This window comes from Sphaerisporangium flaviroseum, assembly GCF_039537005.1.
Taxonomy (GTDB): Bacteria; Actinomycetota; Actinomycetes; order Streptosporangiales; family Streptosporangiaceae; genus Sphaerisporangium; species Sphaerisporangium flaviroseum.
In genome coordinates this window covers 1-25626 of record NZ_BAAAZR010000011.1, presented here as the reverse complement: position 1 = coordinate 25626, position 25626 = coordinate 1, and the positions used below count along the sequence as shown (strand labels likewise).

The window sequence follows — 25626 nt, the reverse complement described above, 5'->3', positions numbered from 1 at the left end:
GCGGTACTCGCACCCGGCCATTGATAGCGCCCCCGACCGACAATTCCCGGCAGGGCCTGGCGGCCGGCTCGTGCGGACAGGTCGTCAGCCGCCCGTCGCGACTGTGATCAGCGCGTGGGCCAGCAAGGAGACCGCCAGGACGGCGAGGATGGAGACGAGCCCGAGCCCGATGGAGACGAGGCAGCCCTGGCGTCCCCCCATCCGGGATACGACCGGGACCTCGGGGTCGAGCCCCCGCCAGAGAGGCCGGGGCTCGGACATGAGGAACAGGACGGCTCCGGCCTGCCCATATGTGAACAGCCAGAACCACGCCCACCGATTGCCCAGACGGGGCCGTGCCGTGCTCAGCATGATGAGGAGCGTGATCACCCACGCGGCCCCGACCAGCCATCCCCCGGGGAAGACAGGGACGTGGAACGGCCAGTAGGGAATCGGCTGGCCGCCCTTGGAGCCACTCGAGATCTCCGCGACGATCGGTCGTGCCTTCACGGCGCCGAGATCGGCGGCCAGGTCGTCACGGTCGTACGCCCCCTCCGCCCCTCCGGCGTCGTACTGGTACGTCTCCAACCGGTACCAGAACAACGGCGCCGTGGACCAGCGGAGGTCGGACAGGGCCCGGCCTTCCGAGTGGAGGACGTAGGCCACCTCACCTCCCCGCAGCGACGCCCGGAAGTCCTCGATCGGGCGGGCCTGCGGGTTCATGCTCAGCGCCGTGATCAGACCACCCCAGAGCAACACCGCCAGCAGCGCCACCCGTCCCCATAACCTCACCAGCCGGTACGGCTCGCGTAACACGAGCCTTTCCTGGTACATGTCCACCCGTCACCCCGTCGACATCCATCCCCGTGTCACTGCCACCCTCGAACGACGCGGGCGTCCGGGTCAATAGCCCAGGAACGACGTGAACGCCGCCCACCTTGGCAGCAACGCTGTGAGCGGTATGACCGGAAATTTCATATCAACATGGCTATCGATAACTGATCGCGATGTATGTCTCTTTTGGGCCTTGACGAAGATCTTTACTTGGCCAAGACTCCTCTCCACTTGCGTGCTCACGCCCGGGACGACTCCCTCACCGGGCAGCATGCCAACTGGAGGAAACCCTCATGAGGAGCTCTCTCGCCGGCAGACGAGCCGGCCGCCTCGCGGCCGGGCTCGTGTTACCCCTCGCCCTCACCTTCAGCGCGCTCCCGGTCCTGGCCGCGCCGCCGCCCTCTCCCAGCTCCGTCACGCCCGACCGCCAGTCCAGCACCGCGAAGGACGGGGTCTCCCTGCTGCGCATCGTCGTCCCCGACGAGGCCGCGGTGGACCGGCTCAACTCCCTGGGCGTCGACCTGGCCGAATACAAGAAGCCTCTCGACAACGGCATCGAGGTGCACGCCGTACTGAGCCCCAAGGAGGCCGAGGACCTCCGCGCCCGGGGATTCGACGTGCGCGGCGCCATCTCCGACCCGTCGGATCTCGCCGCGAACGAGGCCGACCGGCAGTCCGCCATCAAGTCCGCGGACGAGGCGGCGTCGGAGGTCGACACGCTGACCCCGCTGCGCGCCGAGTGGTTCACCAGCCTTGACGATCAGCGCTTCCTCTCGGTGGAGGTGAAGTCGAGCGCCACCGACGCGGAGACCGTGCTCACCGCCAGCTGGGACAGCGGCCGGGGGACCGCCCCCGGCTCCGGTGGCACGGCGACGATGTCGCGGTTCACCGACGCGGGCCAGTACATGTACCACCGGTTCAACGCGCCGCTGTCCGTCGCCGCGACGCCCTCCAGGGTCACGATCACGAGCAGCCGCGGCGGCACCGTCACGGTTCCGGTGACCAAGTGGCTGGGCGAGAGGCGCAAGCCCCCGAGCAGGCACTACGTCGCGGACTTCGTCGACCACTACATGGACCCGACCGAGACCACCGGCCGTATCACCGCCCTCGCCTCACAGTTCCCGAAGCTCGCGCAGATCGTCGACCTGCCGTACAAGACCAACGGCTACCGCCGGGCCGCCCAGGCGCAGTTCGGCACCGACGCGGCGAGCACCTTATACGTCACCTCCAAGGCCTACGGCTCGCAGGGCGGCAACGACATCAGCGTGGCCCTGGTGAAGCCGGACGCGGCCTCCAGCGCGCTCGCCGTATCCGTCACCGGCGAGAACGTCGTGGTGACCCTGGCCACCGACGGATCGGCCGCCATCGGCAGTACCGCCCGCCAGGTGGTGGACGCGCTCAACGCCGACGCGGCGGCGTCGGCGCTGCTCACCGCCAGCACCTACCGAGGCAACGCCGGTGGCGGCGTCGTGGCGGCGGCCGAGGCGACGAAGCTGGCCGACAACCTGAACGCGCCGCCGTCCATCGCCCGTGAGCCGTTCCAGATGAAGGCGCTGCGCATCGGGAAGAAGCGGGACGGCTCCAAGCTCGGGGTGTTCCTCTACTGCCAGGAGCACGCCCGCGAGTGGGTGACCCCGCTGGTCTGCGTGGAGGCGGCCGAACGGCTGCTGCGGAACTACGCCCACGACCCGCGCACGCGGAAGCTGGTCGACGACCTGGACATCTTCGTCCTGCCGTCGGTGAACCCCGACGGCGGACACTACTCGATGTACGACTTCAACATGCAGCGCAAGAACATGACCAACCACTGCGCGGCGAGCGCGGGCGACCCGGCCACGCGTAACTCCTGGGGCGTGGACCTGAACCGCAACTTCTCGGTGGGGTCGCTGTTCGACGGATACAGCGGCGCCTCGACGAACTGCATCAGCGGCACGTTCGCCGGCCCGGCCGAGCTGTCGGAGCCGGAAGCGCGCAACGAGGTCTGGCTCACCACCCGCTATCCGAACATCAAGTTCGCGATGAACACCCACTCCTACGGCGGCTACTTCATGTGGCCTCCCGGCGCGTACAAGCTCCCCGGACGCGAGCTGCTGCCCCGGGTCGACTTCGGCACGGAGAACTTCTTCTGGGACGCCTCCGGCCACATCCTGTCCTCCGTGCAGGAGTGGCGCGGCACGGGCATCTGGCCGGGCCGTACCGGGCCGGTCCCGGACGTGCTGTACTCGGCGGCCGGCAACAGCGCCGACGAGCACTGGTACAGCCGCGGCATCATCGGGTGGGACTTCGAGGTCGGCGCGGACGTCTACAACCAGACGACCAAGCAGTTCGAGGCCGTCGGGTTCCAGCCGCCCTTCGCCGAGGGCCACGAGGAGGCGATGGAGTTCGCCACCGGGCAGATCGCCATCCTGGAGGTCGCCCGGGCGTTCGCGGCCGACAAGGACCGCCCCGACTCAAGGCTCAAGGTCACCGGGCGTACCGGCACCTCGGCCACGTTCACCTTCGAGATCGACGAGCCGGCCAACGTCTACTACACGCTGGACGGCAGCCGCCCGACGCTCAGCTCCCCCAAGCTCACCTCCTCGGGGATGCGTGAGGGGACCCAGCAGCTCACGGTGACCAGGACCACCGACGTGCACTGGTTCGCGGTCGACATCGCCGGAAACGTCGAGCGGAACTACCGCCCGGACGGCCACGGCGGCAACTACCGGAGCCAGAAGGTGGTGGTGGGCAGGGCCCCGTGACCCGGACGTGAACAGGTGGCCGCCGGTCACTCGACCGGCGGCCACCGCCGCGCGGGCTGGGCGAACACCTCTGCCACCAGCCGCTCGTTCTCCACGGGGGCGACCACCGCCAGCGCGTCCACGGCCAGCACGCCGTCCGCGCCCGCGCGCAGCGGGTTGACCTCGCACTCGACGATGTCCGGCCGTTCCGTCCCGCGCCGACACGTCGGCCTGGTCGCCCACCGAGACGAACCGCGAGACGCCGATGCCGGCCTCACGCGCCAACCCGGCCAGCTCCAGTCCGAGCTGCCCGGACTGTGACACGATGCCGAGCGAGCCGGGCACGAATCCGCCCCAGGCGAGTTCCAGGTCCGTGGCGGCGTCGTAGATGCCGAGGCAGTTGGGCCCGACCATCCGGGCCCCAGCAGCGCGCACGCGCTCGGCCAGGCCGGGGTCCCGCACTCCGGCGGTGATGGCCAGCAGACCGCGTACGCCGAGGGCGAGTGCCTCGTCGACGACCCGGCCGAACGACGCCGACGGCACGCTCAGCACCGCGAGCTCGGGCGGTTCCGCGAGGTCGCCCAGGCCGGGGACGCTGGCCACCCCGTCGACGACGGCTCCGGACCGGCTCACCAGGTGCACCTCGCGCCGATGCGCGCCCCGCAGCGCGCCGCGCGCCAGCCAGTACCCCCATTTGGCGGGGCTGGCGGACGCGCCGACCACGGCGACGGACCTCGGGTCGGAGAACACGCGCATTGTCATGCGTTCCGCGCCAGGGAGCGCGAGATGATCATGCGCTGGATGTCGGAGGTGCCTTCCTCGATCTCCTCCAGCTTGGCGTCGCGCATCCACTTCTCGACCAGGTACTCGCGGGAGTACCCCCAGCCGCCGTGGGTCTGGACCGCCGCCCAGGTGCACCACATGGCGTTCTCCGAGGCGGTCAGCTTGGCGATGGCCGCCTCCTCGGTGACCTGCTCGCCGAGGTCGAACAGCCGGGCGGCGCGCATGGTCAGCAGGCGGGAGGCGTCGACCTTGGCCGCCATGTCGGCGAGGCGGAACGCCACCGCCTGATGCTCGATGATCTTGACGCCGAACTGCTCGCGCTCCCGGGCGTACGAGAGCGCGGCGTCCAGGGCCGCCCTGGCCAGTCCGGTGCAGGCGGCGCCGATGAGGATGCGCGAGGCGTCGAACGTGCGCATCAGCCCCGAGAAGCCCTGCCCCTCCTCCCCCAGGCGGTTCTCCGCGGGCACGCGGCAGTCCTGGAAGAACAGCTCCGCGCAGCCGATGCCGCGCTGGCCCATCTTCGGCATCGCGGCGCCGATGGTGAACCCGGGAGTGTCCCGCTCCACGACGAACGCGGTGACGCCCCTGGAACGTGTGCCGGGAGCGACGGTGGCGAAGACCACGAAGTACTGGGCGAACGGCGCGTTGGAGATCCAGGACTTCTGCCCGTTCAGCACGTAGGCGTCGCCGTCGCGCACCGCCCGGGTGGTCAGCGACGCCGCGTCGGAGCCGACGCCGGGCTCGGTGACCGCCAGCGAGGTCAGCGGCGGCTCCGACGAGCACAGCGGCTCCAGCCAGCGCCTGCGCTGGGCGGGGGTGCCGAGGGTCTCCACCGGGGTGGCGAAGAACCCGTTCGAGGTGACGAGGTTGCCGATGCTGATGTCGCCGTGGCACAGCTCCTCCTGCACGAGACACTGCGTGGTCAGATCGGTCACCCCCCCGCCGCCGAACTCGGCGGGAAGCATGAAGGAGGTGAGCCCGGTCTCGGCGGCCCTGCGCCACACCTCGGCGGGCAACTCGTGGTCGGCCTCGTCGACGGCACGGGCCACCGGCCGGATCTCCTTGAGAGCGAACTCGCGAGCGAGAGCGACGGCGTCTCGCTGCTCGACGCTGAGGTCCAGTCCGTCACGGACGGAACGCGGCATGGCCGTACTCCTCATCGGTCGCGGGCGTCTATGTAAATTAACTGATGAGTCAGTTATTTCGAGACTCTCGCGCGTCCGGTGGCAGGCTGTCAATGGCCGCTCGTCCAGATGCGGCGCCATCGATCCCGCAGGCCGCAACGGACCGGGACCGGGCATGGCCGGATGGTCAGGCTGCGGGAGGCCGGGCCTCCAGGCCGCGCAGGAAGGTGTCACAGCTCGCGCGCATCCGCTCGGCGGTCATGTTGCGCGATCCGAGCAGGACCTGGATGGCCAGGCCGTCGATCATGCTGATGAGCAGGTTGGCCGTCTCGACCGCGTCCCCGTCCCTGAACTGCCCCCGGTCCTGGCCGTCGCGCACGATGCCGGCGACCACCCGCCGCCATTCGCCGTACACCCGCTCGTTGAGCTCCTGCAGGTCGGGCTCGCGCAGCGCCTCGTTCCACAGCTCGATCCAGACCCGCCACGCGAGCGCCGTGTCGGGGTCGCCGCCGGGGAGGTAGGAGTCCACGAAGGCGCGCAGCCGGGAGCGGGGGTCGCCGGCCGCGTCCAGGATCGGGCGGCGCCGGTCGAGCGAGCGCTGGAAGTTGAACGCGAACGCGGCGTGGACCAGGTCACGTTTGGTGGCGAAGTAGTAGTGCACCGTGCCGTGGCTGGTGCCGGCCCGTTTGGCGACGTCGCCGACGCGCAGGGCTCGCAGGCCGACCTCGGCCATCACCTGGCAGGCCGCGAGCAGGATCTGCTCCCGGCGCTCCGCCTCGACGCTCGGACGCGGCATGATCCCCCTGCTCGGCGAGATGACGGGTCAGTCAACTATCGCACATCGGAGACGCCGGGCATCCCCGCACGCGGCCGTCACCCGGCCCGCCCAGACGGCACGGCGCGGGACCAGGCCAGGTCACAGGCGCGGGTCGATGTGGATCTTGGTGCCCTGGTCGCCCTCGTACTCGCCCGCCAGCACGCCGGCCGCCTGGTCCAGCCCGACGGTGGCCCCGACCAGGACGCCCGGCGCGACCAGGCCTCCGGCGTAGTGCTCGATGGCGGGCCCCATGCCGGCGGAGCCGCCCAGGAGGCCGACGGCGGTGACCTCCTTGAGCACGAGTTCGCGGGTGTCGATCAGGCTGGGCGCGCTGGACAGGCCGATGTGGACGACGCGCCCGGCCGGCTCGACGAGGTCGAGGGCGGCGGCCGGGATGCTCCGGTCGTCGGTGCAGTCCACGATCGCGTCGAACGTGACGTCGGGCGGCTCGTCACGCGTCCAGAACCGGTCGGCCCCGAGCTTTCGCGCCAGCTCCCGGTTGCGGTGGTCGAGCCCGAGGACGTGGACCTCGGCGCCGGCCGCACGCGCGAAGGCGGCGGTCAGCAGGCCGATGGTGCCCGGTCCCCAGACCAGCACGCGAGATCCCGGGCCGGCGCCCGCGGCGGCCGCGGCGCGCCAGGCGTTGCCTCCGGGCTCCACGAGGGCGCCGGCCTGGTCGTCCACCGAGTCCGGCAGGCGGTGCAGGCTCGCGGCGGGCACGCATACCTTCTCGGCCAGCGCGCCCGGCCAGCCGCCGAGGATGCCCACCTCGTGGCGGTGGGAGCACACGTGCCCGTGGCCGGCACGGCATCGCGCGCACGCGCCGCACCCCAGCATGGTCTCTCCGGTGACGCGCTCGCCGAGGCGGCTCTCGCCGACTCCGGCCCCCACGGCCGAGACGACGCCGGACCACTCGTGGCCGGGCCGCAGGGGGAACGCCGCCTTGCCCTGCGCGTAGTAGGCCATGTCCCCGGTGAACAGCTCGACGTCGGTGCCGCACACCCCGGCGCGGTGGACGTCCACGACGACCTGTCCCGCGCCCGGCGCCGGCGCCTGGACCTCCTCCACCCCGGCCACGCGGGGCCCGCGCAGGACGAGCGCCCGCATCGCCGTCACGTCGCCGGCACGACGGGGACCACGGATCCTGAGCGACCCGGGACAAGGCGCATGCGAACCCCTCCACTCGGCACGAGCCCGGCCATGCGACGACGACCCCTGGCACATGCCGCTACAAACTCTCGCTACCCCACAATGTAGACATACGCTGCAATCAGGGGAAGATCGCCCCATGAGTGGACAGCGAAGTCAGCAGTGGTACGCCGGCGGCGACCGTAACGCCTACATCCATCGGGCCTGGATGCGCCGCGGGCTTCCGGGCCACGCCTTCGACGGGCGCCCGCACGTCGCGATCGCCAACACCGCCTCCGCGCTCACCCCCTGCAATGCCCATCTGGACGAGGTCGCCCGGAGCGTCGAGAACGGGATCTGGGAAGCGGGAGGCGTGCCGCTGAACCTGCCCGTGGTCTCGCTCGGCGAGACCCAGGTGCGCCCGACCGCGATGTTGTGGCGGAACATGGCGGCCATGGCCACCGAGGAGATGCTGCGGGCCAACCCGATCGACGGCGTCGTGCTGCTCGGCGGCTGCGACAAGACGATCCCCGCACTGCTGATGGCCGCGGCTTCGGTGGATCTGCCCGCCGTCGTCGTGCCCGGCGGACCCATGCTCACCGGCACCTTCAGAGGCCATCCGCTCGGATGCGGCACCGATGTGTGGCGGCTCAGCGAGGAGGTACGGGCGGGCACCCTCACGCAGCGGGAGTTCACCGCCTCGGAGTCCTCGATGATCCGCAGCAGGGGGCACTGCAACACGATGGGCACGGCCTCCACCATGGGCCTGCTGGCCGAGGCCCTCGGCATGTCGCTTCCCGGCATCGCCGGCACCCCCGCCCCCGACAGCAGGCTGCTCGAACTGTCCCACGCGACCGGGCGCCTCGCGGTCGGCATGATCGCCGAAGGGCGGCGTCCGAGCGAGGTGATGACGCGCGCCTCGTTCCTGAACGCCATCGTCACGCTGGCCGCGATCGGGGGCTCGACGAACGCCGTGGTGCACCTGCTCGCGATCGCCGGCCGCCTCGGCGTCGACCTCTCCCTGGACGACTTCGACAGGACGGGGTCCGGGGTGCCGCTGCTGGTGGACCTGCTGCCCGCGGGCCGCCACCTGATGGACGACCTCTACCGGGCCGGGGGCCTGCTCGCGGTCCTGCGCGAGGTCCGCGACCTGCTCGACCCGGAGGCGGTCACGGTGGACGGCACTCCGCTGACCGCCCATCTCGGCGACGCGCGGATCTTCGACGAGGAGGTGATCCGGCCCCGTGACAGGCCGCTGCTCCACGACGCCGGCATCGCCGTGCTCCGCGGCAACCTGGCACCGCACGGTGCGGTGATCAAGCCCGCCGCCGCCTCTCCCGAGCTGCTGCGGCACCGCGGGAGGGCCTTGGTGTTCGACAGCGTGGAGGACGCGCGGGCCCGGCTGAACGACCCGGACCTCGATGTCGACGAGACCTCCGTGCTCGTCCTGCGCGGGTGCGGTCCGCGCGGCTACCCCGGGATGCCCGAGGTGGCCAACCTGCCGCTGCCCCCCAAGCTGCTCGCGCGCGGGGTCAGGGACATGGTCCGCGTCTGCGATGGCCGGATGAGCGGGACGGCGTACGGGACGGTGGTCCTGCACGTCTCGCCGGAGGCCGCGGCGGGCGGGCCCCTGGGGCTGGTCCGCACGGGCGATCCCATCGTGCTCGACGTCGAGGCCCGCAGGCTGGACGTCGACCTGCCCGCCGGCGAACTCGCCACGCGAAGTCCCGCCACCGCTGCCGTCGAGGCGTTCGCGAACCCGTCGCGAGGCTGGGAGCGGCTGTACGTCGACCACGTGATGCAGGCCGACACCGGGGCCGACCTGGACTTCCTGCTCGGGTCGAGCGGTCACCAGGTGGCCCGCGAATCGCACTGAGCCCCTGCCACTCCGGCGCCCGCCCGAGGTCACCAGGCGCCGGAGTGGCGTTCGGAGGGGCTCAGGCGCCGGGCGAGGCGGCGATGTCGTTGGCGGCCACGTAGCCGAAGGTCATGGCGGGGCCGAGGGTCGAACCGGCCCCGGCGTAGCTGTGTCCCATGACGGCGCCGCTGGCGTTGCCCGCCGCGTACAGGCCGGGGATGACCGTGCCGTCCGCTCGCAGGACGCGCGCCCGGGCATCCGTGCGCATCCCGCCCTTGGTGCCCAGGTCACCAGGGACGATCTTGAACGCGTAGAAGGGCGGCAGCCACAACGCGGCCAGGCAGGGGTTGGGCTTGACGTAGGGGTCGGCGTAGTAGCGGTCGTAGACGCTGTCGCCCCGGTGGAAGTCCAGGTCCCTGCCCGTCAGGGCGAAGCCGTTGAACCTGAGCACCGTCGCGCGCAGGGCCTGGGCCGGTACGCCGATCTTCCGCGCCAGCTCGTCGAGTGTCGCGGCCCTGAAGGCGGCGCCGCTCTGGTACCACTCCTCGGGCAGCGGCAGGAGCGGGGCGACGTCCTTGAACAGGTAGCGGTTGCGGTACTGCTGGTCGGTGATCAGCCAGGCCGGGATGTGCGGCGAGGTGGCGCTGTCGCGCTCGTACATGACGTGCACAACGTCGCTGTAGGGCGCGCCTTCGTTGACGAACCGCCTGCCGCCGCCGTTGACCAGGATGCATCCGGGCAGGGTGCGCTCGGCCAGGCAGAAGTACGGCTGGTCCGGCAGCGGGATCGCCGGTCCCCACCAGGCGTCGTCCATCAGGTCGAGCGCGGCCCCGGCCCGCTCCCCCGCCTGGATCCCGTCGCCGGTGTTCTCCTTGGCGCCCACGGTCCAGCCGGTCCCGATGGGCTGCCGCTGGAACTCCCTGCGCATGGTCTCGCTGTGCTCGAAGCCGCCGGAGCCGACGATGACCCCGCGCCTTGCCCTGACCAGGGTCTGCTGACCGTTTCGCGTCACCACCACACCGGTGACGCGGCCCCCTTCCACCCGCAGGTCGGAGAAGGGGGTGTTCAGCCAGACCGGCACATCGGCCGACAGTAACCCGGCGCGCAGCCCGCCGGCCAGCGCCTGGCCCATGGTGAGGGGCTTCTCCCCACGAAGCGCGGCCTCCACGCCCCTCTGGACGCACGCGGCGGAGACCGCGAGCCCCTTGGGGTTGACCGCGCTCAGGGTGAGCCACTTGTAGTCGGCGCTGAACACGACCAGGCCGTCCGGGGTGGGGATGTAGGAGGGGTTCAGGTGGGCGAGCTCCGCGCCGAGGATGTTCCCATCGAGCTGGTCCGGCTCGATGGAGCGGCCGTCCGGCATCCCGCCGGGGAACTCGGGATAGTAGTCGGAGTAGCCCTCCATCCACCGGAACCGCAGCGGGCTGTTCCTCATGACGAAGGAGATCATCGCCGGGCCGTTGGCGAGGTAGGCCGCCTGCCGTTGGGCGGGCACCACGTCGCCGACGACGCGCGCGAGGTAGGCGGCGGCCTTGGCCGGAGTGTCCGGCACCCCGGCGGCCAGGATGACCTCGTTGCACGGCACCCAGATCCCCGCCCCCGACCGCGCCGCCGAGCCGCCGAACGTGGGCGCCTTCTCGATGACCACGGTCCGCAGCCCGCGCTTGGCCGCCGTCAGCGCGGCGGTCATCCCCGAGGCTCCCGCGCCGATCACGACGACGTCGTACTCGACTTCGGCGTGCGCGGGGACGCCGGCGCGGTCCAGCGCTCCACTCGTCACAAGGAACGCGCCGGCGACGACGGCGCCGCGCAGCACGGCGCGGCGGCTGTGCCCGCCGGGGGTGGCACCGGGTGCGGCCCCTTCCGTCGCGGGCGAGGAAGGCCGGGCGGAGGGCTGGGGTTGCGGGACGACCATGGTGGATCCCTTCGGCGTGCGTGCGCTGTGGCGGGGCGGAGACCTCGGTGAAGCGGCAGAGAGAACCGCGATGGCACCTCGCGCCCGGTGCGCTGCTGCGGAAGAGCTCGGGGGATCATGGCCCCCGTCACGCTGCCAACAAGCATGCGCTTGGTTGGCAGGGCTGTCAATCACCGGCTCGCGGCATCAGGCGGACCTCAGGCCTCAGGCCTCAGGCGACCTCACCCACGTCTCGCATCGTCGCCGGTCGAGGGTCACGCAGACGACCAGGGTGTCCCCGTCCTTCAGCTCCCAGGTGACCGGGACCTCCGGGAGGTCACGGCAGTCCTCGACCGCCACCGGGACGAGGGAGCCCGCGTAGTGGGGACCGGTGCCCTCCACGCTCCAGATCTTCCTGCCCTCCTCGAGCACGCAGCCGTCGCCGATCCTCAGCTCGCGTGCGATCACCCCGGTGAACGTGCCAGGGCCCGCGGGCTCCACCCGGATCAGCGACGAGGAGTACGAGGAGGCACGCCAGGTACCGGACAGCGGCGGGGACGCGGCGGGCTCCTCCGGTACGGAGGAGAGCACCGGCGGGGCGGGCAGGGCGAGGTCCCGTCCACCGTCGGAGCCGGCGGGGCGTCCGATGCCCCGGCCGCTGCCGATGTCGGCGAGGTGGAATCTGCGGACGCGCTTGGTCGTGCTCCGCCTGACGACGGTGACCTTCCTCACCTCGAATCTCGGCTTCCACCGCGGGTCGGAGATCAGGTCCGGGGTGAGGTCGTCCGGGCGCTCGATCGGGTCCGCCAGAGGGTTCCCGCAGTTGCACTTGACGACCGGCCGGCCGAGCCGGTCCACGAGGACGGCGACGCCGGCCTCCAGCAGAGCCTGGAACACGGTCTTGGCGCCGTTCTTGAAGCCGTGGTTGGTCACGAGGGTGTCGTTCCGGAGCAGCACCGGAGTCAGCGTCCTGACATACCCCGCGATGTGGTCGGCGGAGATGCCCAGCACCTCCGCCCACACCCGTGCCTTCGCCCGGTTCCCGGCCGCGGTGAGGAACCTCACCAGCGAGGACTTGTCGCAGGCCCTCTTGTTCAGGGAGCCGCCATACAGGCCGGCGACGTCACCGGCTCGGGTCCCCCCCACGGGGTTCGGCACCACCGAGCGCGTGTCCTGGCCGAAGGCCGTCTCCGAGAAGGGGTCGGGGCCGAGGACGTCGACCGCCACCGCCAGGACCTTCCCCGCCGCCACGTGCCGGCAGCCGGTGACGGCCAGGGCCGCCAGCAGGCAGGCGACGGCCAGCATCGCGACGCCCGCCCGCCCGGGCGTCCGCCGCCCTGTGGCCGGCGGGCCCGCCGTGACCGCCGCCGTGGACCCGGCGCGACCTGCCGTGATTACTCTCATGTGACCTCCCAGGTCCGCCCTGCCGGTGCAGGCAGGGTTCGAGGCGGCTCGATGACGGTTGGCTCCGCGAGCCGTGAGGCCGACAATGACTGTGCCGGGTCCATCAGGCATGAGTGCCGCAGTACTCAGATAGGGCGGGCAGGTGCGCAGATGGCCACTCATAGGGCGTGAGGCGGAGCTGACCCGCATCGTCGGGCTGCTGCGCGATCCCGGTTGCCCGGCGGTCGTGCTCGCCGGTCCGGCGGGGGCCGGCAAGACCCGGCTGGTGGCGGAGTCGGCGAGCGGGTTCGCCGAGACGCACGCCGTCGTGTGGGTGCACGCCACCCAGGCCGCCCGTACCCTCCCGCTCGGCGCGATGGCGCCTCTGCTCCCGGCGGCGGCTCCCGGGCCCAGGGCGAACCTGCTGGCCTGGGCGATGGACGCGATCGTCGGGAGCGCCGGGGGCAGGCCCATCGTGCTCGTGGCCGATGACGCCCATCTGCTCGATCCGGCCTCCGCGGCGCTGGTGCACCACCTCACCCGGCAGGCCACCGTCCTTGCCACGCTCAGGACAGGAGAGAGCTGCCCCGACCCGGTGACGGCACTGTGGAGGCAGGACTCCGCGGAACGCATCGACCTGACCCCGCTCGACCGAGACGGGACCGCCGCCCTCGTGGCCCAGGCGCTCCCCGGAGTCGTGGCGCCCTCGCTGGTCGACCAACTTCACCACCTCAGTGAGGGCAATCTGCTGTATCTCAGCGAGCTGGTCGCCGCCGCCGTGCGGCGTGACGACGGTGACGTCTGGCGGTTACGGCGGGAGCTCCTGCGCCACGCGTCCCGGCTGACCGACCTGGTCCAGCAGCGGATGGGGACGGTCGACGAGCAGGAGCGGGCCGTGATCGAACTGGTGGCACTCGGCGAGCCCGTCGACCTGCCCGAACTGATCCCCCTGACCGGAGCGGAGCCGGTGGAGCGCGCCGAGGCCCGAGGACTGATCAGTCTGGGCTCTTCGGGTCGCCGCGTCCTGGCGCGCCTGGGACACCCCCTGTACGGCGAGATCGTCCGGACACGGATGCCGTCGTTGCGAATGCGGCGGCACTACCGGGATCTGGCGGAGGCGCTCGAGCGCGGTGGACCGCATCCCGAGGACATCACGCGCATCGCGCTGTGGAGGCTGGAGAGCGACACCGTGAGCGACCCCGCCCCGCTGGTCGAAGCGTGCAGGCTGGCCTGGGTGGCGCACGACTATCCGCTGGCGCTCCGCCTCGGCCACGGAGCCTGGGAGCACGGCGGCGGCGTCGACGCCGCGATCCTCCTCGCCACCCTGCTCAACTACACCGAGAGATCGCAAGAGGCCGAGGACATCCTGGCGCGGGTCTGGGACGAGCCGTGCGACGAGCGCAGGCGCACGGAGCTGGTTCTGTCGCGGGCCTGGAGCCTTGGATTCGGGCTGGGACGCGTCGCCGAGGCCAAGGAGATACTCGACCAGGCGCTCGAGACGGTGACCGGCCCCACCTTCCGCCAGGATCTCACCGTGCTGCTCATGATCCTGGCCAGCATGATCGGCGACTTCCCCGCGGCCATGCGCATCGGCACCGATCTGCTGGCCGACCCGTCCTCCACTCCCCCCGTGCGCGCGCAGGCGCTGAGCACCTACGCCGCCTGCGGCCTCTACACCGGCCGTTACGACGAGTCCGTCGCCTCGGCGCGCCGCGCGCTGGCCGACGCCGACTCCTGGCGGCACGCCGTACCCGTGATCACCGTCGGCCTTCACATGAACTGGTGTGCGGCGGCTCAGGCCAAGGGTGACCTGGTCGCGGCCGAGGAGGCGATCGTCTCCCTGGAGACGGCCATGGCCGGACCGGCCGACTGGGACCGCGCCACCGACACGCTGTCGCTGCTACGCGGCCAGCTCGCCCTCATGCGCGGCCTCCCGCGCGAGGCGGCCCGTCTGCTGCACGGCGTGGTCGCTCCCGAGCTGGAGGACCGGGCGTCGACGATGGGACTCACCCCGGCGCGCCAGGCCGTGTACTCGCTCGCCCGCGCCATGCTCGGTGACGGCCCGGGTGCCGAAGCGGCGGTCACGGCGGCGAAGCGTGCGGCCGACCGGCTGCCTGAGATCTCGGCCTCACTGGGGTACGGCTTCATCGGCCTCGCGTACCCCTGGGCGGCGGCCGCCGCCGGGGAACTGGCGCACGCGGTCGAGTACGCCGCCGAAAGCGCCGCGCTGAGCCGGGGCCGGCCGAGCTTCGAGACCCTCGCCCTGCACACCGCCGTACGACTCGGCGCCCCCGGCCCGGTGGCGGAGCGGCTCGCCGAGCTGGCCACCCTCCAGGATGGGCCGTTCGCCGGGCTCTGCGCGGACCACGCGCGGGCCGCCCTCCAGGACGACGGGCCGGGACTGGCGGAGGTGTCCCGGCGGTTCGAGGCGCTGGGGATGATCCTGCACGCCACGGAGGCCGCCGCCCAGGCCTCCCGGGCTCACGCGTCTGCCGGCCGGGCGGCGTCCGCCCGCGCGGCCGCGGCTCGGGCCTGGGCGCTCGGGCGCCGCTGCGAGGGCGCGCGCACTCCCGCCCTGGAACGCCTCAGCGCGCCGGGCCTCACCGCCAGGGAGTACGAGATCGCGCGGCTGGCGGCGGGCGGGCTGGCGAACAGGGAGATCGCCGCGCGTCTGGTGGTGTCGGAGCGAACGGTGGAGAACCATCTGCGAGCGGTGTACGCCAAGCTGGGAGCCGGCGGCCGGACCGACCTCGGCCCGCTCCTCGGCGACGAGTGAGCCCGGGCCCCGGCGGTCCTCGCGCGGCTCGGCCACCGGCCTGACCGCGCCTTCCGTCACCTGACCGACGCCGGAAAATCTTGTCATGCCGGGATTTACTCTTAGGAAACTTTCTTACACAATTGACCTCACCCCCCAGCGAAGGAGCAGGACATGCGAAGATCGCTCACCTTCCTCGCGACCATGGTTCTCGCCATCGGAGCCACGGTGTTCGTCGCCTCACCCGCCATGGCCCACGGCTACATCTCCTCGCCGCCCAGCCGGCAGGCCATGTGCGCCCAGGGCCGCGTCGCTAACTGCGGCCAGATCATCTACGAGCCGCAGAGCGTGGAAGGGCCCAAGGGCCTGCGCAGCTGCCATGGCGGCAACGCCCGGTTCGCCCAGCTCAGCGACGAGAGCAAGAACTGGCCGGCCACCAGCGTCGGGAACACCGTCACCTTCAACTGGGTGCTGACCGCCCGCCACGCCACCAGCACCTGGGAGTACTACATCGGCGGCACCCGCATCGCGGTGTTCAACGACGGAGGCCGCCAGCCTGGCGCCACCGTGTCCCACACGGTGAACCTCGGCGGCAGGACCGGGCGGCAGAAGGTGCTCGCGATCTGGAACATCGCCGACACCGCGAACGCCTTCTACTCCTGCGTCGACCTCCAGCGCTGACCAGGCCCGGGTACGGTCCCACGCGAAGGCGACCCGACCGTACCGTCCGGCCCTGAGGTATGGCTCCGCATGGCGGGGGCGGGGCCGTACCACCGTCGTCCTCCGGCCGCCGTACCCCGCATCGCGGGCGGTTGCAGCGGCCGTGTTCAGGTGTTGTTCCGGCACCGTGGACGGATTTGATCGCTTTGGCCTACGTTGCCACCCATGATGTTCCGATCCGCACTCAGCATGATCGCCGCCGTGGGCGTGGTCGTCACCGCGACCCCCGCCTCCGCTGACGCGACACCCCCCGCTCCGCCCGAGGCCCGGGTCCCGGCTCTGACGTGGGAACTCAAACCGACCGGTGTGACGGCGCGCCTTCGCGGGCTGTCACCGGTCAGCCGCGGGGTCGCGTGGGCGTCCGGCAGCCTCGGCACGGTGCTCCGCACCGTCGACGGCGGAAGGACGTGGGCGGGGGTCTCTCCCCCGGACACCGCCGACCTGCAGTTCCGGGACGTCGAGGCCTTCGACTCCCGCACCGCCCTGGTCCTGTCGATCGGCGAGGGCGACGCCTCCCGCGTGTACCGCACAGAGGACGGCGGAGAGACCTGGGCCGAGACGTTCCGCAACGATGAGCCGAGGGCCTTCTACGACTGCATGGCGTTCTTCGACCGCCGGCACGGCCTGGCCATGAGCGACCCCGTCGACGGGAAGTTCCGCATCCTGTCCACCCGTGACGGGGGACGCAGCTGGCAGGTCCTTCCCTCCACCGGGATGCCCGACGCGCTGCCGGGCGAGGCGGGATTCGCCGCCAGCGGCCAGTGCCTGGTCACGGCGGGAGGGCGGGACGTGTGGATGGCGAGCGGCGGAGGCGACCGCTCGCGCGTGTTCCACTCCCGCGACCGTGGCCTCACCTGGACCGTGGCCGACACCCCCATCCCCGCGGGCGACCCGGCACGAGGGGTGTTCGCGCTGGCGTTCCGCGACCCCCGGCACGGCATCGCCGTGGGCGGCGACTTCCAGCCGGACCGGCCCTCCCCCAGCGCCGCCGCGCTGACCCGGGACGGGGGCACGACCTGGGAGGCCGCGGCCACGCCGCCCGAGGCCTACCGGTCCGGGGTCACCTGGCTGCCCCACCTGCCGTTCGCGGCCATCGCGGTCGGGCCCTCCGGCAGCGACGTGACGACGTCGTCCGGCAGGCACTGGACGAGATTCGACGAGGGATCGTTCGACACGGTGGCCTGCACCCGCGATCTCAGCTGCTGGGCCTCGGGCGAGCAGGGCCGGGTCGCACGGCTCGCCCTTCGCCTGCCGTGAGCACGCCGCCGCGCGTGACCTGCCGTGCGCCGCGCCCGTTCGGCGGGCGCGTGGCCAGGCATCCTTCCTGACGGGACGGGCGGTTCACGCGACGACCCGGAGCGGTCCCCTCGCGACCGCCCCGGATCGCGCGGGTCAGCGGTCTGCTCGGAGGCTCTCCGGCGGGCCGAGATAGCTCGGCAGGACGCCGCCGGTGTCCACCACGAGCCGCTGCACGATCACGGTCGGGTCGACCATCCACACCTTCAGCGTGTGCACGCCGGGGGTGGCGATCGTGTGGGTGGTGGTGGTCACGTTGGCGTTGTCGGAGGTGTTGCGCTCCCACTGCCGGTTCATCGTGGTGTCGTTGGCGCCGGTCGTGGTGGTGATGTTCACGATCTGCGGCGCCTGGTCGTCGATCGAGATGGCGTACTTCAGGCCGTCGGTCGGCAGGACGTTGTTCCGCGGCGACAGCACCGTGGAGACCTTGACCGGGCCGGTGGTGAAGGTCGTCATCGTGTACTCGAGGCGAGGGCTGTTCCCGCCCGGGGTCTGACGGGCCGCGGTGACCGGGCTCGGCGTCACACCGTCGGTCGACTTGCCGATGTCCGGAAGCACCTTCCAGCCGACGCCGTTGGCGCCGACGGCCTTGCTGTAGTGGGCGGCGTCGATGGCGACGTACCCGCCGGCCTCGACGAAGCCCTTGAGACGGTGACGCGGCACGTCGGGATTGTCCACCACCGCGGTGACCACCACGCTCGCGCCGCCCGGGCCGGTGACCGTGATCGGTACCTCGGTCCTGCCCTTCGGCGCCCGCGACCAGTCGACCTTGACGGTCGCGCGCACCTGCTTGGTGACGGTGCCGTGCGACGGCGTGACCGACACCCACGGCACGGAGGGCCTGATGGTGTGGCCGAACGCGGTGGTGCCCCGGTTGAACACCTCGATGTACTGGGCCGGGGAGGTCTGGTACGGGCTGAACGCCGGCAGGGTCGCGGGGGTCGCCGAATTCGGCCACCACTTCTCAGAGCCGTCGATGGCCACGCCCATATCGGCGCCGCTCGGCACCTCGATGCGCTTCAGATGCGGGTAGAAGGCGTCGGGCAGGGCCACGTTGTTCTGCTCCGGCTGCTGCCAGGGCGCGTTCGGGCCGTAGCGCTCGATGTCTCCGTAGCCGATCTTGGGCTGGAGCTGCCAGCCGTTCCACTTACCGTCGGCGAGGTCGTTGTGGTAATAGTCCGACATCGCCTGGTCCTCGTCGAACCGCGCCTGCGCGAGGTCGGCCAGGTCATTGGTGGCGGCGCGGCCCTGCTCGGCGTACAGCAGGTTGGTGAACTGCGCCTCCCGCAGCGCGTACAGGTTGGCCGACGCCTTCACCTGGTAGAAGACCAGCTGGTAGTACGCGTCGTCCCAGGCGGCGGGAAGCTGCCTGCGTATCCTCTCCGCCTTGTCGGCCAGACGCTTCCACTCCCCGGCGAACCTCGCCATCTCCTGGTACGCGGTCAGGCTGATCGGTGAGGCCTTGTCGTCGTAGACGATGGCGCTGGAGTCGGTCGCGGGGTTCTTGGCCGGGTCGAGCGTGATCTTGCGGTTGAGCAGTTCGGGCTTGCGGCGGGCCTGCAGCACGCCGTAGTCATGCAGGACCTCGGCGATGGCCGGCGCCTTGTCGGACCCGAAGTTCTGCGCCGCGTAGTCGCGCTCCCAGTCCTCCAGCTTGTCCAGCGGGATGGAGGAGGGGTTCCAGGCGTAGTCCAGGAAGAACTGCAGTGGCATCTCCTCGTTCTTCATGTCGCCCACGTTGACCATCCACAGGCGGTCGACGCCGTAGGAGTAGGTCATGTTGAGCTGCTCCCACGTGTTCACCAGGTTGATGGTGTCGACCCACTTGTAGTTGCGGCCACCGCCCACGTAGTCGAAGTGGTAGTAGATGCCGTAGCCACCGGCGCGCTTGGGCAGCCGCAGGTCGGGCATCTTGCGCATGTTGCCCCAGTTGTCATCGCAGAACACCACGGTGACATCGTCCGGCGGGCGCAGGCCCTGGTCCCAGTACCGCTGGACCTCCTTGTAGAGGGTCTGCACCTGCGGAATGCTCTCCAGCGCCTCCCCGCTCTCCCGCGCCAGGATCTCGCGCTGGGCGGCCAGGATGCTCTGCATCAGCTCGATGCCGTCGCCGTCGGGGAGGCTGACGTCGCCGTTGCCCCGCATGCCAAGCGTGACGACGCCCTCGAAGTCCTGCTCCTTCATCCGGCGGATGCCGTCGGCCCAGTACTTCTTGATGGCCTCGCCGTTGCGGCGGAAACTCCACTCACCGGTGCCGCCGTAGGGGTCGCGGCCAGGGGTGACGATGTTGCCGGCGCTGTCGCGGACCGCCGCCACGGCGTGCCGGTTCCACTCCTCGATGCCGCGCATCATCGGCGCCTCGTGCGAGGTGCCCATCACCACGCCGTACTTGGTGGCGGTCGCGTGGTTGAGCGGGTCGTCCTCGGCGAACGCGCGGCCCCAGACGGCGGGCCACAGGTAGTTGGCCTTCAGCCTCAGCATCACTTCGAAGATCTTGGACCAGAACTTGCTGTTGAAGCCGCCCTCGTGGCCCGGCGCGAGACCGGGGCCGAAATAGCGTGGCGCCCAGGTGCCCTGCGCGGGGTTCTCGTCGTTGATGAAGAAGCCGCGGTACTTGACCGCCGGGGTGCCCTGGGTGTGGCGGCCGGGCAGCACGTACAGCGCGTTCTGGTGCTTGGCGGGCACGTCATCCCAGAAGTGCCACGGCGACACGCCGATCTTCTTGGAGACGTCGTAGGCGCCGAAGATCGTTCCCCGCTGGTCGCTGCCGGCGATGACGAACGCACGCCGGACGCCGGGCAGCGGATCGCGCACCACCTGCTCCAGGGACGTCTCCCACTTGCCCGCGATCCCGGTCACATCGAGCTTTCCCGAGGCGACCAGCGCGTCGATCAGCGGGCTTCTGCCGATGGTCCCGATGATCACCACGTCGTCCCGCTTCGGGACGCTGTCGAGGGAGACGTCGGGCCGGACGCCGGTGACCTTCTCGATGTCGGCCTGGAGGTCGTTCACCACCCGTGTGACACCCGTATGGTCGCTCGCGCTGACCACGAGCGGGGCCGCCTTGCGATCCGCCACGAGGGGGAAGCGCCCCGGCCCCGCGGTGGTGGAGATGTACGTGCCCGTCTGGGCCGGCGCGCCGTGCGCGGCGTCCGTCCCCGCGGCGGCGGAGCCGGGGGCGGCCAGCGCTGTGGCGGCGGCCACGACGACCAGCGACAGCAGGATCCTCGGATGTCGCGCCGGCGCTCGCCGGATCGCGGGGGGACAGGCCGGCGAACCGGCGGCGTACCTTCTCATATCGCTGTCTCCATGAGAGAGGGTGAGGTGACGCGCTGAAAACTTTCTCGACAATTTCGAAAGTTTCGGAGGAGGTCAAATTAACCGGATGCTAACCACGCCGCATCATGGGGTCAACACTCGGACGGCCGGAAGCGGGCCCGGCAGGACGGGGCGCGCCCCCGGCGTTGAAAGTTTCACACCCGGCGGTCTCTACGGGAGGGACAGGCCACCGCCCCGGATGTGAGGAGGTGGTGATGCGCCTGATGCGGGGGCCGGACACCCCCCGGCTCGACCTTCGGGGAACCGTGAGCCTTCGGATCGCGCTCCCCGCCGAGTGAGGGCGCCGGCCGGGGCGAGGCGAGGACGTCGCCGGCCGGAGGTCGCCGACGTGCGATTCCTCCTTCCGATCCAAACACTCGTTCTATAAGGTGATGACACGTCGGCACTTCCAGAACGGTGGCCGGCGCATGGATACTGACCACGCAGTCGCCATGCCACCGAATCGGAAAGGATCGCGATGACCGTCCTCCTGGCCCTGGGAACCGCTAAAGGGCTCTTCCTGGCCCGCAGCGACGATGACCGCAAGTCATGGGACATCAGCGGCCCGCACTTTCCGATGACCGGCGTCTACGGCCTGTGCATCGACAAGCGCGGGGCCTCGCCCCGCCTGCTCGCGGGGGTCACCAGCTCGCACTTCGGGCCGAGCGTGGCCTTCAGCGACGACCTCGGCGCCTCCTGGCAGGAGCCGCCCCGGCCGCCGGTCGCGTTCCCGCAGGACACCGAGACGGCGCTGGAGCGGGTCTGGCAGCTCACCCCCGACCCGGCGGGGCACCCCGAGCGCGTCTACGCCGGCACCGAGCCGTCGGCGCTGTTCGTCTCCGACGACGGCGGCGTCAGCTTCGAGCTCGTCCGCGCCCTGTGGGACCATCCTCACCGCACCCAGTGGGAGGCGGGGTTCGGCGGGCAGGCGATCCACACCGTCCTGCCTCACCCGCGGGATCCGGAGACGCTGCTGGTCGCCATGTCGGCCGGAGGCGTCTACCGCAGCGCCGACGGCGGCGCCTCCTGGAATCCCGGCAACGTCGGCATCCAGGCCCCCTTCCTGCCGGACCGGTTCCCCGAGTTCGGGCAGTGCGTCCACAAGGTCGCCCGCGACCCCGTGAACCCCGACCGGCTGTACGCGCAGAACCACCACGGCGTCTACCGCTCCGACGACGACGGCGCCCACTGGGAGTCGATCGCGGACGGCCTGCCGAGCGACTTCGGCTTCGCCATCATCGCCCACCCGCGACGCCCTGACGTGATCTACAACTTCCCCCTGATCGCCGACTCGATGCGGTTCCCACCCGACCAGCGCTGCCGGGTCTACCGCTCGCAGGACGCGGGCAAGACCTGGGAGGGCCTGTCCGAAGGGCTGCCCGCCGAGCCGTTCTACCCCGCCGTGCTGCGCGACGCGATGTGCACCGACGACGCCGACCCGGCGGGCGTCTACTTCGGCACCCGGTCAGGAGAGGTCTACGCCAGCCGCGACGAGGGCGACTCGTGGGCGCAGGTGGCCGCCCACCTTCCCGATGTGCTGTGCGTCCGCGCCGCGATGGTGTGAACCGAGGCGCATTCGGGCGCGCGTTTCTTTGAGATAGCGCTGAATGTCCGATCTGTGGCGCGAGAGGATTCGCGGGGTCAGAGAGGGGCAGTTGGTGTCCCGCCGGCGAGGTGACGGCGGGGTATCCCCTGCGCCGCCACAGCGCCCGGCGCGCAGGCGCAGTACTCGGAAAAGAGAAACGCGATGACGCACCCGACCGTCTCCCCGGTGGGCCTCACCGTCGGCGCGAAAGTGTCCGCCGCGATCGTCTCGGCCGCCATCGCCTCTGGTGGCGCGGTACGCCGCCACCTCAACCTCACCGCCGGTGGCACCGGAGGTCCGGCATCCCGCGCCGCTGCCATGGGCACCACCTGGGACTGAGTGAGACGCGTGCCGATCGCGAGCGCGCGCTCCTCCCGCCATCCGGAACATGAAAACGGCCGGAGCCGTACAGCTCCGGCCGTGCGCAAGCCCGCTCGCCGAGGGCTCAGCCCCAAGGCGTGTGGCCGTCCGTACCCGGGGGGGTCGGGGTCGGGGTCGGGCTCGGGGTGATCGTGGGGGTCGAAACCGTGGCCGTGGACGTGGCCTCGGCGGCCGCCATGGTGCCGACGGCGGTGAAACCGCCTGCGGCGATGACGGTAAGGACGATGATCCGGGCGGCGGTGAACTTGATGTTCGTCATTTCGGTTGACCCCTCATTTGTGGCGGCGGCTCGCATCCGCTTCATTTCCTTGCTCGCTTGATTACGAAGGTATGAGGGGTCGCTATCCAGTTGTTATCGACTGGCTTCTGATTCGCTAAGCCGTCCTGAGCTGGGGATTCACCGTTTCACTATTTTGTCGTGCCGGCGGCCGGATAAGGCGGGGACATGGGGACCGGGGTGGTTTCCCCGATCGTCGGTAAACCTAAGACAAATACGTTTCCCTGGGTTTTCGCTCGCCTGGTGATCCCCGGCGCCGGGCCGCCACCGGGGGGACCGGCACCGATCAGACCGACGAGCCGGGTACCCACCAACCGCACCATGTGGCGGGCACCGGCTCGTCGGTGCGGATGCGGCCGGGTCATCCCCGGTCGCGTCTAGTTCCCCGCGGCCGCCCTCCAGGCGCGGCCGCGGGAAAGTGCGGTGGCGTCACGGCGTGACCGTGGGAAAGTGCGGCGGCGTCACGGGCGTGACCACGGGAAAGGGCGGCGGCGTCACGGCGTGACCACGGGAAAGGGCGGCGGCGTCACGGCGTGACCACGGGAAAGGGCTGTGGCGTCACGGCGTGACCACGGGGAAGGGCTGTGGCATCACGGCCACCAGGCCAGGCCAAGGAGGAACGACCTGCCGGAGCCCTGGGCGTCCGCGCCGGCGTCGTCATCCGGCGGCCGCTCGTCGTCCGGGTCGTCGTCACCGGACCGGCCGGCGCGGTCGTCCTGTCCACCCGCGTCATCACGGTGGCCCTCAGCCGGATCCTCACCCGCATCAGCGCGGTGGCCCTCTGCCGGACCGTCACCGGCGTCGTCGCGGTGGTCTTCGACGGTGACGCGGTCGTCCCTTTCCGCCGGGCCGTCACCGGCGTCGTCGTGGCCCTCGGTGGCGGCGCGGTCATCGGCGCCGCCGGGGTGGTCCTCTGCGGTGCGGCTCTCGCCCTCGTGTCGGCCCAGGCGGCCGCGCGGCTCGGCCGCCTGGGAGTCGTTGCCGGCGGGCTCATCCTCGTCGGCGTGTCCGGGGTTCGTGATCTCATCCATTGCTTTGGTGACCTTCGTGGCGGTTTCGCGGTGGTTCTGACCGGTCGGCGGGCCGCCGTCCTCGTTGTGTGGACACAGGTGCCGTCAGGCGAACAGCTTGGACAGCCAGTCCTGCCAGGCCTGTTCGCTTTCCAGGGGCTCGGCCCCGTCGGTGAAGATGTGGTGTCCCACCACCACCGTGTTGTGCAGGCCCTCGATGAACCGGTACAACCCCTCACCGGTGCGCACGCCCAGGAACCCCGGCGCGACGTAGTCGGCCACGCCCTCGATCGGGTCCATGCCCTCGGGGGTCAGCCGCACCCGATCGCCCTGCACCACCTCACCGCGCAGCCCCAGCCCCGCCCGCAGCGCCTGCCACACCGGCTCACCGCCCTCACGCGGCCCGGTCTCGAACACCACCAGCGCGAACTGCCCGGGGAAATGCGTCAGATACTTATCCAGAGTGTGCAGGTACATGTCCCAGCCCCGGTCCAGCTCGAATCGATGACTCATCTCACAACTCCTTGTTCTCTGATATTTCGGAGGTCTCGGTTTTCACGTGCGGGTGAAGAGCGACGATGATGCGGTGGACGCGCCCGCCTTCGGCGGTCTCGTCGTGGTATTCACCGGCGAGCTCGGTGACGACCTTGGTGAGCCTTTCGGCGAAGGCGGCGCGGTCGGCGGCCGAGGCGAACCGGACCTGGCCGTCGATGGCGAACGTGGCGACCTTGCGGCGCGCCTTGGCGGCGGCGCCGACCAGCTCGCCGACATCGCGCACCATCCGGGAGGCGACCGCCAGCAGCCAGCGAGCCGACAGCTGGTCCGGCGAGTGGGCGGGGCCGGGCGCCATCGCGGCCAGGGCGACCAGGGGGATCAGGAAGATCACTCCTCGGCGGACCGGCCGCGTTCCCATCCGGCCTTGTCCAGCGCGTAGTCCACGTCCCCCTCCTCCGAGCCCTCGATGATGTCGGGCCACCACTGGTGGAAGGTCCGTACGTGGGTCAGCCCCGCCTTCTCCATCACGCGCCGGGAGGCGGTGTTGACCGTCATCGTCGATGAGACCACCCGGAGCGCGCCGAGCTCGGTGAAGCCCTTGCGGATCAGCGCCCGCGCCCCTTCGGTGGCGTAGCCCCGGCCCCAGGCCGCCTTGCGCAGGCGGTACCCGAGCTCGACCTCGCCGGGATCGTCGTCCTTCAGCGGCCGCAGCTCGAACCATCCGAGGAAGTCACCGTCCGGCTTCCCGACGGCGGCCCAGAAGCCGTGTCTGCCGAGGCTCTCGTAGAAGTGAAGGAGCCGGGGAAGGCTCTCGCGGCGGAACTCCTCATGGGAGGTCGCCTTGCCGCCGTTGATGAAGCGCATGACATCGGGATCGTTGTCGAGGTGGAACAGGTCGTCCGCGTCCGCTTCGGTCAACGGACGGAGCACCAACCGGTCGGTCTCCAGGAACACCTCTTCTCCTCTCCTGTCTCCCCGGCTCCTCGACGGTGGGCTCGGGGCGGGCGAGTGGGGCGTCATCGGCTCACTCACGGGGTGCCGCCTTGGGATAGCAGGCCACGGTGAGCTTGAAGGCATCGCCCTCGGCTCCGCCGTAGCGGGTGAACAGGTCCTGCAGCACCGACTGCAGATCGTTGAGGAACTCCTGGCGGCGCTCGGGCGGCACCCGGATCTCCCCCGACACCCCCACCGAGGGCAACTCGGGAGCGGTGCGGTCCAGCGCGGCGATGTCGGCCTGCACCTCTTCCATCAGATCGAGCAGGTAGCCAA

The 25626-nt window shown here is 71.1% G+C and carries 20 protein-coding genes and 2 pseudogenes; 7 read left to right on the top strand and 15 right to left on the bottom strand.

Going from position 1 to position 25626, the window contains the following annotated elements; all coding sequences use genetic code 11:
* Positions 1 to 84: 84 nt before the first annotated feature.
* Positions 85 to 819, bottom strand: coding sequence for a hypothetical protein (locus ABD810_RS22165; protein WP_344943488.1), 735 nt, complete (start codon positions 817 to 819; stop codon positions 85 to 87).
* A gap of 287 nt (positions 820 to 1106) precedes the next feature.
* On the opposite strand from ABD810_RS22165, the gene ABD810_RS22160 reads away from it, so the two are divergent.
* Positions 1107 to 3554 (top strand): M14 family zinc carboxypeptidase, encoded by a 2448-nt coding sequence (locus ABD810_RS22160; protein ID WP_344943485.1) that lies wholly within the window; start codon positions 1107 to 1109, stop codon positions 3552 to 3554.
* Between the two features lie 26 nt (positions 3555 to 3580).
* Here the strand turns inward: ABD810_RS22160 and ABD810_RS22155 are convergent, their stop codons facing one another.
* The 5 genes and pseudogenes from ABD810_RS22155 to ABD810_RS22135 form a co-directional block, all read right to left on the bottom strand.
* Positions 3581 to 3811 carry a hypothetical protein gene (locus ABD810_RS22155; RefSeq protein WP_344943592.1) on the bottom strand — a complete coding sequence of 77 codons (231 nt, stop codon included), beginning with the start codon at positions 3809 to 3811 and terminating at the stop codon, positions 3581 to 3583.
* Positions 3804 to 4289, bottom strand: a pseudogene (locus ABD810_RS22150) (CoA-binding protein); the annotation flags it as partial. The gene ABD810_RS22155 and the pseudogene ABD810_RS22150, both read right to left, overlap by 8 nt.
* A gap of 2 nt (positions 4290 to 4291) precedes the next feature.
* On the bottom strand, positions 4292 to 5461 hold the full coding sequence (locus tag ABD810_RS22145) for an acyl-CoA dehydrogenase family protein (protein WP_344943481.1): 1170 nt from the start codon (positions 5459 to 5461) through the stop codon (positions 4292 to 4294).
* Between the two features lie 166 nt (positions 5462 to 5627).
* Positions 5628 to 6236, bottom strand: a complete 609-nt coding sequence (locus ABD810_RS22140; RefSeq protein ID WP_344943478.1) for a TetR/AcrR family transcriptional regulator — start codon at positions 6234 to 6236, stop codon at positions 5628 to 5630.
* 120 nt (positions 6237 to 6356) lie between these two features.
* Complete coding sequence (locus ABD810_RS22135; RefSeq protein ID WP_344943475.1) at positions 6357 to 7364, bottom strand: zinc-dependent alcohol dehydrogenase; 1008 nt, start codon at positions 7362 to 7364, stop codon at positions 6357 to 6359.
* 181 nt (positions 7365 to 7545) lie between these two features.
* Here ABD810_RS22135 and ABD810_RS22130 point away from each other — a divergent pair, with 181 nt between their 5' ends.
* Positions 7546 to 9261, top strand: a complete 1716-nt coding sequence (locus ABD810_RS22130; protein ID WP_344943472.1) for an IlvD/Edd family dehydratase — start codon at positions 7546 to 7548, stop codon at positions 9259 to 9261.
* Positions 9262 to 9322: 61 nt separating this feature from the next.
* On the opposite strand, the gene kstD is transcribed toward ABD810_RS22130, so the two are convergent.
* Complete coding sequence (kstD, locus tag ABD810_RS22125) at positions 9323 to 11158, bottom strand: 3-oxosteroid 1-dehydrogenase (RefSeq protein ID WP_344943468.1); 1836 nt, start codon at positions 11156 to 11158, stop codon at positions 9323 to 9325.
* A gap of 204 nt (positions 11159 to 11362) precedes the next feature.
* Positions 11363 to 12541 (bottom strand): DUF6777 domain-containing protein, encoded by a 1179-nt coding sequence (locus tag ABD810_RS22120; protein ID WP_344943466.1) that lies wholly within the window; start codon positions 12539 to 12541, stop codon positions 11363 to 11365.
* 142 nt (positions 12542 to 12683) lie between these two features.
* On the opposite strand from ABD810_RS22120, the gene ABD810_RS22115 reads away from it, so the two are divergent.
* The 3 genes from ABD810_RS22115 to ABD810_RS22105 all read left to right on the top strand — a co-directional run bounded on the left by ABD810_RS22115 (position 12684) and on the right by ABD810_RS22105 (position 17252).
* Complete coding sequence (locus ABD810_RS22115; protein ID WP_344943463.1) at positions 12684 to 15296, top strand: helix-turn-helix transcriptional regulator; 2613 nt, start codon at positions 12684 to 12686, stop codon at positions 15294 to 15296.
* A 153-nt stretch (positions 15297 to 15449) separates the two neighbouring features.
* On the top strand, positions 15450 to 15956 hold the full coding sequence (locus tag ABD810_RS22110) for a lytic polysaccharide monooxygenase (RefSeq protein WP_425566934.1): 507 nt from the start codon (positions 15450 to 15452) through the stop codon (positions 15954 to 15956).
* A gap of 204 nt (positions 15957 to 16160) precedes the next feature.
* The gene (locus ABD810_RS22105) at positions 16161 to 17252 is read left to right on the top strand and encodes a WD40/YVTN/BNR-like repeat-containing protein (RefSeq protein WP_344943461.1); all 1092 of its coding nucleotides are present in this window, start codon (positions 16161 to 16163) and stop codon (positions 17250 to 17252) included.
* 135 nt (positions 17253 to 17387) lie between these two features.
* Here ABD810_RS22105 and ABD810_RS22100 read toward each other — a convergent pair whose 3' ends face one another.
* Positions 17388 to 20588, bottom strand: a complete 3201-nt coding sequence (locus ABD810_RS22100; protein ID WP_344943458.1) for a glycosyl hydrolase 115 family protein — start codon at positions 20586 to 20588, stop codon at positions 17388 to 17390.
* A 499-nt stretch (positions 20589 to 21087) separates the two neighbouring features.
* On the opposite strand from ABD810_RS22100, the gene ABD810_RS22095 reads away from it, so the two are divergent.
* Both ABD810_RS22095 and ABD810_RS22090 read left to right on the top strand, forming a co-directional pair.
* Positions 21088 to 22173, top strand: coding sequence for an exo-alpha-sialidase (locus ABD810_RS22095; RefSeq protein WP_344943455.1), 1086 nt, complete (start codon positions 21088 to 21090; stop codon positions 22171 to 22173).
* A gap of 183 nt (positions 22174 to 22356) precedes the next feature.
* The gene (locus ABD810_RS22090) at positions 22357 to 22533 is read left to right on the top strand and encodes a hypothetical protein (RefSeq protein WP_344943452.1); all 177 of its coding nucleotides are present in this window, start codon (positions 22357 to 22359) and stop codon (positions 22531 to 22533) included.
* Between the two features lie 106 nt (positions 22534 to 22639).
* Here ABD810_RS22090 and ABD810_RS22085 read toward each other — a convergent pair whose 3' ends face one another.
* The 6 genes and pseudogenes from ABD810_RS22085 to ABD810_RS22060 all read right to left on the bottom strand — a co-directional run.
* Complete coding sequence (locus ABD810_RS22085; RefSeq protein ID WP_344943450.1) at positions 22640 to 22834, bottom strand: hypothetical protein; 195 nt, start codon at positions 22832 to 22834, stop codon at positions 22640 to 22642.
* Between the two features lie 608 nt (positions 22835 to 23442).
* Positions 23443 to 23883, bottom strand: coding sequence for a hypothetical protein (locus tag ABD810_RS22080; RefSeq protein WP_344943447.1), 441 nt, complete (start codon positions 23881 to 23883; stop codon positions 23443 to 23445).
* Positions 23884 to 23967: 84 nt separating this feature from the next.
* Positions 23968 to 24375, bottom strand: coding sequence for a hypothetical protein (locus tag ABD810_RS22075; protein WP_344943444.1), 408 nt, complete (start codon positions 24373 to 24375; stop codon positions 23968 to 23970).
* 1 nt (position 24376) lies between these two features.
* Positions 24377 to 24775: a hypothetical protein gene (locus tag ABD810_RS22070; RefSeq protein WP_344943440.1), complete on the bottom strand. Its 399-nt coding sequence runs from the start codon at positions 24773 to 24775 to the stop codon at positions 24377 to 24379.
* Positions 24745 to 25311, bottom strand: coding sequence for a GNAT family N-acetyltransferase (locus ABD810_RS22065; protein ID WP_344943437.1), 567 nt, complete (start codon positions 25309 to 25311; stop codon positions 24745 to 24747). The genes ABD810_RS22070 and ABD810_RS22065 overlap by 31 nt, the downstream gene beginning before the upstream one ends.
* 70 nt (positions 25312 to 25381) lie before the next feature.
* Positions 25382 to 25626: pseudogene (locus ABD810_RS22060) on the bottom strand (ArsR family transcriptional regulator); the annotation flags it as partial.